Source organism: Mucilaginibacter ginsenosidivorax, from assembly GCF_007971525.1.
Lineage (GTDB): Bacteria > Bacteroidota > Bacteroidia > Sphingobacteriales > Sphingobacteriaceae > Mucilaginibacter > Mucilaginibacter ginsenosidivorax.
The window spans coordinates 4,851,151-4,863,499 of the sequence record NZ_CP042437.1 but is presented as its reverse complement, the minus strand read 5'-3'; the positions used below and the strand labels follow the sequence as shown (position 1 = coordinate 4,863,499).

General features: G+C 44.2%; 8 protein-coding genes. All 8 read right to left on the bottom strand.

Going from position 1 to position 12,349, the window contains the following annotated elements; genetic code table 11:
• Positions 1-107 precede the first annotated feature (107 nt).
• The 8 genes from FSB76_RS20365 to FSB76_RS20330 all read right to left on the bottom strand — a co-directional run bounded on the left by FSB76_RS20365 (position 108) and on the right by FSB76_RS20330 (position 12,349).
• Complete coding sequence (locus FSB76_RS20365; protein ID WP_147056567.1) at positions 108-2,015, bottom strand: amidophosphoribosyltransferase; 1,908 nt, start codon at positions 2,013-2,015, stop codon at positions 108-110.
• Between the two features lie 146 nt (positions 2,016-2,161).
• Positions 2,162-2,527 carry a hypothetical protein gene (locus FSB76_RS20360; RefSeq protein WP_147056565.1) on the bottom strand — a complete coding sequence of 122 codons (366 nt, stop codon included), beginning with the start codon at positions 2,525-2,527 and terminating at the stop codon, positions 2,162-2,164.
• A 208-nt stretch (positions 2,528-2,735) separates the two neighbouring features.
• Positions 2,736-4,718: an amidohydrolase family protein gene (locus FSB76_RS20355; RefSeq protein WP_147056564.1), complete on the bottom strand. Its 1,983-nt coding sequence runs from the start codon at positions 4,716-4,718 to the stop codon at positions 2,736-2,738.
• Between the two features lie 219 nt (positions 4,719-4,937).
• Positions 4,938-5,558, bottom strand: a complete 621-nt coding sequence (locus FSB76_RS20350; protein ID WP_225976258.1) for an alpha-ketoglutarate-dependent dioxygenase AlkB family protein — start codon at positions 5,556-5,558, stop codon at positions 4,938-4,940.
• Positions 5,559-5,803: 245 nt separating this feature from the next.
• Complete coding sequence (locus FSB76_RS20345) at positions 5,804-7,111, bottom strand: ammonium transporter (RefSeq protein WP_147056562.1); 1,308 nt, start codon at positions 7,109-7,111, stop codon at positions 5,804-5,806.
• Positions 7,112-7,217: 106 nt separating this feature from the next.
• A complete protein-coding gene (locus FSB76_RS20340) occupies positions 7,218-8,717 on the bottom strand; it encodes an NADH-quinone oxidoreductase subunit N (protein WP_147056560.1) in 1,500 nt (499 codons plus the stop codon).
• A gap of 5 nt (positions 8,718-8,722) precedes the next feature.
• Positions 8,723-10,738 (bottom strand): DUF4139 domain-containing protein, encoded by a 2,016-nt coding sequence (locus tag FSB76_RS20335; RefSeq protein WP_147056558.1) that lies wholly within the window; start codon positions 10,736-10,738, stop codon positions 8,723-8,725.
• 6 nt (positions 10,739-10,744) lie between these two features.
• Positions 10,745-12,349, bottom strand: coding sequence for a complex I subunit 4 family protein (locus tag FSB76_RS20330; RefSeq protein ID WP_147056556.1), 1,605 nt, complete (start codon positions 12,347-12,349; stop codon positions 10,745-10,747).

Genomic DNA, 12,349 nt, shown 5'->3' with positions numbered 1-12,349 from the left:
TCAATTATAAGCCTGTTAAAAATATCCCTCAACAAAAAAGGCGACAAGTATAAACTCATCGCCTCTATATATTTACACTCCCCCTTCAGGGGGCTGGGGGGCTTCGCTTACATATAAGCCCTTTGGTTTTTACCTTCCATCCAGTTAACAAAGGCGCGGTTAACAACCTTGTTACCACCTGGGGTTGGGTAATCGCCACTGAAGTACCAATCGCCGGTATGATCAGGGCAGGCAATGTGCAGGTTATCTAAAGTTTGATAAAGCACTTTCACCTCGCATTTGATCTCTTTAGGGGTGATGATCTGGGCTATACGGTCAGATACCTGCTGATCGGTAAATAACTCGTATATAGCTTTTACATGGTTTTGTACCTTCTCTTTAGGCAGTTTAATGCTGTCCTTACATTTCTGGTAAACATCCAAAATTACATCTTCCCGATCCATTTCTTTTAACAGGCTGATAGCTGCCTCAAAAGCAACAAACTCGCCCATGCGCGACATATCTATGCCGTAACAATCCGGGTAGCGGATTTGCGGGGCCGACGATACCACTACAACTTTGGTTGGCCCAAGCCTATCCAATATCTTCAGGATACTTTGCTTAAGTGTTGTGCCGCGTACAATGGAATCATCAAGTACAACCAGTGTATCAGTTCCCCTTTTTATCAAACCATAGGTGGTATCATAAACGTGGGCAACCATTTCGCTACGGTCGGCATCCTGGGTAATGAAGGTACGCAGCTTAACATCTTTAATGGCAATTTTTTCAACCCTTGGGGCTAATTGCAATACCTCGGTCAGTTCCTCTTCACTTATCTTATCTTCCCTGTTCAGTAACCTATCGCGCTGGTATTTTTTTACATATTTGTGTACACCCTCAACCATGCCATAAAAAGCAACTTCGGCAGTATTGGGAATGTATGAGAATACGGTATTTTTAATATCGTGATTAACGGCATCCAATATTTGCGGGCAAAGCAGCCTGCCTAATTGTTTACGCTCACGATAGATAGATGCATCGCTGCCACGTGAAAAGTAAATACGCTCGAATGAGCAGGATTTCTTTTCTTTAGGCTCGCTAAACATAGTCTCGGTTATTTTACCGTTCTTTTTAACAATAAGCGCATGACCAGGCTTTATCTCCCTGATCTCTTCCATAGGCACGTTAAATGCTGTCTGGATAGCAGGGCGCTCTGATGCAGCCACAACTATCTCATCGTTATAGTAATAAAACGCCGGGCGGATACCAACAGGGTCGCGCATTACAAAGGCGTCGCCATGACCCAGTATACCGGCAATGGTATAACCACCATCCCAGTTTTTGGCCGATTTTGTTAAAATTTTGGCAACATCCATATCGTTGGCTATCAGCTTGCTGATCTCCACGTTATCGTCTAATCCTTCGCGTTTGTATTGATCAAACAAGCCCTGATTTTCGGTATCAATAAAGTGGCCCATTTTTTCGAGCACTGTAATGGTATCGGCTTGTTCCTTCGGGTGCTGACCCAGGTCATAAAGTTGCTGCAAAAGCTCATCAACATTGGTCATGTTGAAGTTACCTGCAATAACCAGATTCCTGGTTTGCCAGTTGTTTTGGCGCAGGAACGGATGGCAACTTTCAATAGAGTTTTTACCATGGGTACCATAACGCAGGTGCCCTAATAAAACCTCGCCGGTAAAGCTCACATGTTCTTTGAGCCAATCGGCATCCAACATTTTTTCGGGAGTTTCTTTCTGAATCTCCGCGAATTTCTTCTGGATGTATTCAAAAATATCAGCAACGGCGTTTGAGGCCATTGAACGGTGACGACTGATGTACCGCTTGCCCGGTGCAATATCTAATTTAATGGTAGCAACACCGGCGCCATCCTGGCCGCGGTTATGTTGTTTCTCCATTAAAAGGTAAAGCTTGTTCAGGCCGTACAGCGCAGTTCCGTACTTTTTCTGATAAAAAGATAGTGGCTTTAATAAGCGGATAAATGCCACACCGCATTCATGTTTAATCTGATCGCTCATGATTCGGAATGAGGCTGCAAAGGTATCATTTATAATGGACTCTTTATAAAATCATTTGTCATTAAATAGTAGTTTAAACATCCTTTTTGATGTGCAGATTTTAGATTACAGATGTGCAGATGTTTTTGGTTGATTATTCGTCAGAATCACTCTTTTTCAGCAGGGTAAAATGATTGCGTGGCCTCAATCAACCCTACAATGTGATCGTTAAATTCTTCCAGCTCTTCGGCCGGCACCCATAATTCGTTATGGATGGGGCCGCCAACGTTTTCAACATTATATTTTGCCAGGAATGCGGCAGGTAAACTAAACTTAGTTACAAAGCCCGAACCAGATGCAGGCACATTCCAATCCCTTGCTATCTGAATAGCGTAAGCTTCATTCATCACCGGGTAAAAAATAGGCTGCTGGGCCAATCGTTTCGGAAACCTTTTAAATCCCGATTCTTCTATCAGCTTTAATTCCCTCGGCCCAACCGGCCGCCATAATGTTGTAAGTTCTTCTTTTTGCACAAAGTGAATTTAGAAAAAATGTTTGTTTTTTGATGTGCAAAATACCTTTGTCTGTCATTATTTTTCCCAATCAGAATTTGCAGAATTTTAGAATTTTCAAAATAAAACAACATTCTGCTAATTCCTAAATTCTGTCAATTCTGATTCAGACATCCAGGTTCAGACAACATCTGCACATCTGAAATCTAAAATCTGCATATCTGCACCCCTACCTTGAAAACCCCACCATCCTATGTAAAACCACCGGGTCGTAAACCCTTCCTCCTTTTATAACGGTGGTTACTTTCCTTACATCACTAATGTTGGTTAACGGGTCGCCATCTACAATAATGATGTCGGCCTGTTTGCCTGCTTCTACCGATCCGGTTTGTTTGTCGACACCCATGGCCTGCGCTGGTGTAATCGTAGCTGTTTTTAGGGCCTGTGCCGGGGTCAGTCCAGCCAATACATATAATTCCAATTCCCTGTCAAGGCTAAAACCGGGAAAACCCATATCGGTACCAGCCACAATGGTTACACCAGCGTCATACAATTTTTTAACAGATGCAGCCATGCTTTGCGTCAGCGGCTTGTATTTAGCCGCCTGTTCGGGTTCCATCCCCATGTTTTTAAACAGGGTTTGCAATGGCGGCGGCAGTGTGCCAAATGCGGGCTCCAGGTTGATGATACTATCCTTTACATTCCTGAAAGCCAGCTCAAAAACACCCAAAGTGGGGTCTATCACCACATGATGGTCTTTAATGAATTTTATAGCTGCTACGCTTACCGAATCGTCAAAATCGACTGACCTGTCTTTATTTCTCTTCAAAATGGCATAAACATATTGCTCGTGGTTTACCATGTTCATGCCCGAGTCTACCCCTTGCTGCAGGGTCATCCCGTTGGGGATGTGGCCGGTTACCGTTAAGCCTAATTTATGGGCTTCATCGCAAATAGCTTTTACTATCGCCGGTTTTACCGAACTGTAAATTTTTATCTGGGCAAATCCATTTTCTTTATAACGGTCAACCGCTTTTATGGCTTCGTCTTTAGTATCTGCCTGTATAACACCAAGCGACATTGGCCCTTTGCCGTCAATAATACCTGCTTTCAGGATATTCGGTCCAACGCCCCTGCCGCCATCTATAGCACTTTTTATAGCGTTAATATATTCAAACTCGTTACCGCAATCCCTAACCGTGGTAACGCCCGCGGCCAAATAGGCCGGTCCCCACTCTGCCTGCTCAAAATGCGAATGCATATCCCAAAGCCCTGGCAAAATGGTTTTACCTTTCGCGTCGATAATTTTTGCGCCCGCAGGTATTTTTACTGCACCTGCTTTACCTGTAGCTTTAACCAGCCCATCCTCAATCAATATTACGGCATCGGGCATGCTGGTGCCGGTATTTACATCTACCAAATTACCACCGGTAATGGCTATCACTTTATTAACAGCCCCGGCAGGCGATGCCGCTTTGGCAAAGATCTGCATGCCATAAACTGCTGCCTTGCTTATCAATTCGGGCAGCAGGCTTTCGTATTCGCTACGCATCGATTCCAGCTTGTCGCCCTCGGCGTCGTTGGTTATCAGGCAAATGAGCTTACCATCGGTATCCGTCCATATCAACTCATTGCCCCAAACCAGGCCGTTTACAGTATACCTTTCAAGCAGTAATGGCTTGCCGTTAAAAGTTAATTGATCTGTTCCGTCTTTTTTTATTTGTACCGAGCCAAAAGGCAGCGTTCTTATACTGGCCGGCTGCTTATTCTTTTTCCAATATTGCAGCATTGCCTGCTGTACCAATGTTGGCGAGTAACCGGCCACGGGGAAATTGATAAGGCTATGCATTTTATAAGCAGTAACTTTATCATCTACCCGAAATACCACCCCATTGCGATCTACCACCCTTACGGAATCATCAATTGTAGAAAACCTGGATGTTTTCCCTTTTATAACCAGTTCGATCGGGTAGCCGTCCCGGTCAACTTTTAAACTGGCCTTTAACGGCACCGGCGAACCCCGGTCGACAAATTTAAAATCGACGGTATATTTAATGGCGTCCTTGTATTTAGTTACCCAATAAGTTTCTTTACCAATATGCTGCGCAAATTTATGCAGGAAGAAAGTCCCGCTGTCAGTTGGTAAAGTAGTTTGAGCCTTTACATTGAAAGCCAGCGCCAAAAGCGGGGCTAACAGGATATTTTTTTTCATATGTAGGTAGATTCAGATAAACTAAGTTATCATTTTATACCCGGTGTTGCAATGATTGAAAAGCAATGTAGATTTCAGATGTTGTCTGAACTCGAATTAAACGAATTTTTAGAATTTCTGGAATTTGCCTTTAGAATACTGTTAATTCCTTAATTCGATGAATTCCGGTTCAGAAAAATAAACGACAGACAAGCATCTGCACATCTGAAATCTGCACATCTAATACTTAATATCCCGGAAGGTTATATTGATCCTTGGCCCAGGTTGCTTAGTAGTTTTGGGTACCTGGTGCAGCCAGTTATGCTGTGTAGCGCCCTGCATGATAAGCAGGCTGCCATTATTAAGGGCGATAGAAACTTTGGCGTTCTTTTGTTGCTTGTGTTTAAACTGAAAAGTCCGGGTTGCACCAAACGATGCCGAGGCTATAACAGGATTGTCGGCCAATTCCTTTTCATCATCGCTGTGCCAGCCCATGCTGTCGCCGCCATGGCGGTAGTAATTAAGCAGGGCCGAGTTAAATTGCTTACCGCATTGCTGCTCGGCTGCCTCCTTGATCTGTCTTAACAATGGCGTAAAGGGAATAGGTGTATTCACTACGCCCGAGTAAGTGTATTCCTGGTCGCCATCGGCATACCAGGATGTAAGCCGCGCAAAGTTGACCATTTTACCATAGATCTTCATTTTGTCCTGTTTCCAGAGGATGGAATGTTTTAGCTGTTCAAAAATATCAAGGCTACCCTCCTCCTCATAAAAATTAGGGTATAGGTGAACCTCGCCATCAAATGGTAATACATTTTGATGAGCTGGGGCAAACATTCCTAATTGATTATCTGAAAACATATTTTTAAAATAGGGTCAAGAGCTAAGAATCACGAGTTAAGACAAAAACACGTATTGACAACACCCTATAGACAAGTGTATTGTCAATACGTTTAATAACATAATATTTTTATGACTATGAGGCAATCATCGCCTCTGCGTCTTCACTCCTGATTCTTGACTCCTGACTCCTTGCCGCCTCTAAATAAAAAATCCGGCTTCTCAGCCGGACTTTCAGGTTTATTGATTTGGTTTGAAATTCAAGATTAAAGTTTTTCGCCGTGCTGGCTGATATCCAGTCCCACTACTTCATCCTCGGCCGATACCCGGAGGGGAGAGATCATGTCTGTTATTTTAAGCAATAACAACGATCCGAAAAACGCGAACACCGATACACCTACCAGTGCCAAAAGTTGCACCAAAAAGAGGTGCGTTTCACCAAAGAAAAGGCCGTTACCGGTAGTGTTTGCAGCGTTTACATGCTGGTTGGCAAAAACACCGGTTAGCAGCATACCCACCATACCACCTACCCCATGGCAAGGGAATACATCAAGTGTATCATCAATAGTAGTGCGTGTACGCCACTCCACAACCAGGTTACTGATCACGGCCGATATAATGCCGATAGCCAGCGAATGCGGAACAGTTACATAGCCCGCAGCCGGCGTAATAGCCACAAGGCCTACTACCGCGCCTATACAGGTACCCATAGCCGATGGCTTGCGGCCACGCAGCATATCAAAAAATATCCAGGTAATACCACCCGCAGCCGATGCTGTTGTACTGGTGGCCAAAGCCGTTACTGCCAAAGCATTGGCGCCAAAGGCCGAACCTGCATTAAAACCAAACCAGCCAAACCATAAAAGCCCAGTGCCTATCATTACATAAGTAATACGGGCAGGCGAATGATTAGCCTCGTTGCGGCGTTTTAAATACAGGGCAGACGCCAGTGCAGCCCATCCGGCCGACATATGGACTACTGTACCACCGGCAAAGTCAAGCACACCCAGCTTGGCCAGTATGCCATCGGGGTGCCAGGTACAATGCGCCAGTGGCGAGAATATGAATATGGAGAACAGCACCAAAAAAATAATGTAGGAGTTAAAGCGGATCCGCTCGGCAAAAGCACCGGTAATCAGCGCCGGGGTAATTATGGCGAATTTTAACTGGTACATGGCAAACAACAACAACGGGATGGTTGGTGCAGCTTTCCAGGTGGCGTTGCCCAGCATTCCTTTCATCATAAAAAAGGTGGCTGGGTTGCCTATAAAGCCATGAAAACTTTCGCCAAAGGCAAGGCTAAAACCAAAAATGCCCCAAAGTACCGTGATAATAACCATACACACAATGCTTTGCAGCATGGTAGATATCACGTTTTTTTTGTTCACCATACCGCCGTAAAAAAAGGCGAGGCCCGGCGTCATGATTAAAACAAGGGCGGTTGACATCAGCATCCAGGCAATATCCCCGGTATTAAAATTAGGATTCCCGGAATTTTTAAACTCGACAGATGGAAATAAAAAAGTAAGTGTGAGTATTATAAGTATAATTAAGAAAGGAATATACCGCTTCATTAATATATGGAGGCTTATTGTTAAAACGGCCTGAAATTAATACTTTTTTATCGATAAAAAGAAGATAATGTTAATTTTTTATTAAATAGGTAATAAAAAAATGGTTTTACAGATATTTTAAAACAAAATCTGGAAAAAGCCCAAGCAAAATCAGCAGAAAACTTATAATTACAACTAAAATGAGCGAATTGTAAGATTTTTTATATTCAATATCCTGATTTTCTGACCGTTTAAGGAATAAATTAAGCGGAATTTTAATATAGTAAAACAAGCTTACCACGGTTGTCAAAGCCCCGGCAGCCATCATCAGCAATAGCCAAATACTATGACTTTGCTGGTAAAGCCCATACACTGCCGAAAACACAAACACCTTACCCGTAAAGCCTGCACTCACCGGCAAGCCTGTAAGCGATATCAGTATTATGGTAAAACAAACCCCGGCAACAGGGTACTTCAAACCAAGGCCTTTATAGTCGTCGAGGTTCTCGGCACCCATTACATTGGTAAAATAGGTTGCCAGCACCAATGCACCAATATTGGCCAATGCGTAAACCAGCAGATAATAGGTTAAAGCCGAGATCCCTTGCTGGTTAAGCACTACCACGGCCATCAGCGCGAAACCGGTATGGCCAATGCTGGAGTAAGCCAGCATCCGTTTAATATTGCCTTGTAATACCGCGGCAAAGTTGCCTGCTATCATGCTGATAATACCTGCTGCTGATAGCACAATAACCAAATTGAACCCGGTATTGGCCCCCAGCAGTATAAAAGGTGGTAAAAAGTTAACCAATAAAGCAAAGGCAGCGATTTTAGGTAAGGTGGACAAGTAGGCAGTAACCGGCGTTGGCGCTCCCTGGTACACATCGGGCACCCAGAAATGAACGGGAACAAATGATAATTTAAAACCTATGCCTACCAACACCAGCACTATAGCAAAGGCAGAGCTAAGGTGGTTAACCTTTAAAAGTTCCATAACGGTATTGTGCTGCAAAATATCCAGCGAACCGCTAAAAGCATATAGCAACGAAATACCATACAACATAATGGCCGACGATGCTGCCCCAAACAATACATATTTTAAGCCCGCCTCGGTACTGAAAGCATTCTCGCTCCGGTAAGCTACCATTAAGTACGATGCGATGGAAACCATCTCGATAGCCAGGTAAATAGACAGCAGGTTTACAGCCATCACCATTAAATGCAAGCCGAATATGGAGGCTATCGTAATGGTATATAAATCTGATAAGCCTTTTTGGTGGCTTTTCAGCTTCTCGTCCCACGTAAAATACAACAGCAGGATAAAAGCCAGCACATCAATGGTTAGTTTAAACCACAGGCCGCTGCGACTTAGCAGCAGCATTTGGCTGAATAGCAGGTGCGGGCCATCCAATATCAGCCCGAATTGATTTAAATCGGTAAATGCTACCAATAACATGCCTGTAACGGCTACCATGCGGCAGTAACCGGCAGATGTTTTACCAAACAGCAGGTCGGTTATCATCACAAACACAAACAGCAAACCCAGGTATGCTTCGGGCAAAAAATAGTGCAGGCTGGCAATTACCTGGGTTAGCTGTTCGGATATGTTGGTGAGCAGTTGGTGCATTTATATTATTGAACTATTACTGATTGATTTTTGGGGTATTTAACCTGGTACTTTAACTGCACCTTTTTATCATCCTGCGAATTTAACACGAAATTCCATGAAAGTTTGCCGGTGTGCGCATCCAATTTTGCACCCGATGTTTCCTGCACATTCACCTGTATGTCGGAATTTTGCGAAACGGGAACCTGGTCTTCTACCAATAAATTAACCGGCTGACTTTTCCGGTTTTTGGCTTCAATAAGCCAGTTGCGGGTTTCTTTTTTATTGGAGCCGAAAATCTGGCGCTCCGCCAGTTCCTTTTGCAGGGTGCGGGTAACTACAATATTTTTATCGTTCCCTAAGGAAAGATTCAATGTATCTGTTGTGGCCTGGGTATTGATTAGTGATTTACCGATGAAAGTCCCCTCAAAAAATAAACTAGCTTCACCGGATAGGAAATTATATTTGTTCCAGTTGGTAAGCTGGGCGGTTAAAAACACATCGGTGCTTATTTTAGGCGCTACATAGTACTGGTAGCTGGCTTCCAAATCAAACTGGCCAATTTCTACCATATATTGCTTGCCGTCAGTTGGCACGGTGTAGGGGTTGGCAATGGCAAACTCCACGTTGGTTTGGTTTTCGATTTTTTTAACTTCTATCGGTGTGGTGGAGTAGCCTAAACTTGAGATTCCCCTGATCTTTATTTTATCACTTGATCCGGGTGTAACACTTATTCCCGAAACACGACCTTCAAGGGAGTCGGAAGTGCTTCCATATCCCACAACAACAACTTCGTTTAAGGCATTACTTGACGGTTTTAACGCTACACTTATTACCGCCGCGTTAGCCTGCCGCTCCATCGTTTCATAACCAATGTAGCTATAAGTTATCGTTGGGTTACCTCCAGGTACCTGGATATCGTAATTGCCATCTTTATCGCTTACCGTACCTATCGATGTACCTTTTATCCTGATGGATACGCCGGGCAGGGGCTGCCCATCATCCTGTGCAACAACTTTGCCCGTAACTTTGGTGATGCTGCCGGCAGCTCCTGAATAATACATTCCGAAATTTAAATAGTCCGGGGTAAGCTCGGGTTTACTGCCGCTTACGGTTGGGTTGCCTGTTGACAGGGTGATTTTAATATTTTTCCATTCCTCGCCGCTTTGCTGGGATACATTGGCTTTATAGGTGATACTGATGGGGCTGTTTACATTTTTAGCCCTGATATCATAAACCGGGTACCAGCCGGCGGTACGCACCACATAGTTTATGGTAAATGTGGACTGCAGATCGGTTTTAGACGATACCGTAACCAGCACATTACTGGTGGTACTGCGGCGGCCTTTAACAATTTCGGCTATTTGCTTATCATATTTTTGAAGTTCGAGGTTTAACAGCGCAACCTGGTCGGCCACGGCTTGCTGTTTTTGCTTGATCTCGGTTAGGCGGGCTGTTTGAAAATCGAGTGCCTGCTTCAGTTTTACAACATCAAGGCCATTTTTTTCCCCACTGCCTACCTGGTTTTTTGATAGCATATCGGCCTCTTCCTGGTAAATAGGCAACAGGCCATTTTGTAAGGATATTTTGTCCCTGATAAGTTTTTGCTGGGCCTGCAAATCGGTAATTTGCTTTTGCTTCAACTCTTCGTTAAAAAAATCAAGCTCGTGCTTAACCGAAAGAATGGTAAAATTACCACCTGCGCTTACCTGTAAGCTTTGCACGTCCATATCTGCAGATAGGTTGTTGAATACCAGGGTAGATGTACCTGCCCTTATATTTACCTGCGCCATGCGGCTTACCTGTGCCCCGCTTAAAAACACGGTAACTTTTTGAACTTTCGAGGCCACTTTTTGCCCCTCATCTGCTTTAGCGGCAATGGCTATAAATAAAAAAATAGCAGTTGATAGTTTTTTGAACATAACGTCTTCGGTTAAATGGATACTTGCTGTTAGTTTTCCCCCATCGGCCTCAAAGGCCGTTGGGTAAACTAAAGATGCAGGGGTATGCATTTTTCCATAAAAGAATTTATGCTGATACACTATCAATTATTTGGTGTGTAAAAATTGTATAAAAGCCAATACCGAATCGTTGATCTTATCAAAAACCAGTGATGGCATTATACCCAATGCCAGGGCGATGATGGCCAGTGGCGCAAGGGTAAGTTTTTCGCGCAGGTTTAAATCTGTCAGCGCTATTTTCCAAACGGCGCCACCTTTTAATGATTCTTTACCGAAGAACATGCGCTGCAGTGTCCATAAAAAGTAGGCAGCGCCAAACAGTATACCCAGCGTGCCGCAAATAGCCATCCAATAGGGCAGTAAACCATTTTCTGTATGCGATTTAAATACGCCGGCTAATGTAAACGCCTCGGCCACAAATGCCGAAAAGCCCGGCAAGCCCAACGAGGCAAAAAAGGCGATCATGACAAAAGCCGTATATTTTGGCATCAGGGTAGCCAGGCCCCGGAAGTGGTAAATATCCCTGTCGTGCACCCGGTTATAGATAACCCCTACCAGGAAGAAGAGCATGGTTGACAAAAATCCGTGGCTCACCATTTGCATTACCGCTCCGCTTACGCCCTCGGCAGTCTGCGAGGCGATGCCCAATAACACAAACCCCATATGCGATACCGATGAATAAGCAATCATCCGTTTCAGATCGCGCTGTGCAAGGGCGTTGAACGCCCCGTATAAAATGGAGATGACACCCAACAGGCCCAACCAAAAGGCATGCGCGGTAGCTACTTCAGGGAAGATACCTATACAGATGCGGATAATACCATAGCCGCCAATTTTTAACAGGATACCGGCCAGGATGATAGATACCGGCGTAGGTGCCTCTACGTGCGCATCGGGCAGCCAGGTGTGCAAGGGCACTACCGGTACTTTAATGGCGAAGGCGATAAACAATACCACAAAACCCACAGTACGCGCAGGCATGCCCAAAATAGTTTGGTGCCCTGCCAGTGAAAATACCGAACCGGCATTAAAGTTGGCCGGGTTCATCATTTGCACCATGTTAAAAGTATGGTTGCCGGTAGCCGGATCGGTAACCGACAGGTATAAACCCACCATTACCAATAACATAAATACCGAACCAAACAGGGTATACAAAAAGAATTTGATGGAAGCATACTCGCGCCGTGCACCGCCCCACATCCCTATCAGGAAGTACAGCGGCAACAGCATAAGCTCATAAAACATATAAAACAGGAAGAAATCCAGCGCGCAAAACACGCCAATAACGGCCATATCCAGCAATAAAAACAGCAGGAAAAAACCTTTAAGGTTGCTCTTGATTTCCCAGCAGGCCAAAGTAGCTATCACCAATACCAGCGATGTCATCACCAGCAGGGTTATCGATATGCCATCTATCCCCACAAAATAATCTATCTGCATTTTGCCCAGGCTGCCCAGGTTAAGGCTTATCCAGGGAAGTTTTTGTACAAACTGAAATTGCCCTTCATGGTTAATACCGCCAAAACCCGTGCCTGTTTTAAAGTTAAGGTACATCCAGATGCTAATGCCCAACTGGATGAGTGTAGCGCCAAGGGTAATATATTTAAAGCTGTTGCGCATGCTTGATGGCAGCAGCATAATGATAATGCCAAACAGTACAGGTATAAATATGAGTAAGGTTAATATATTCAT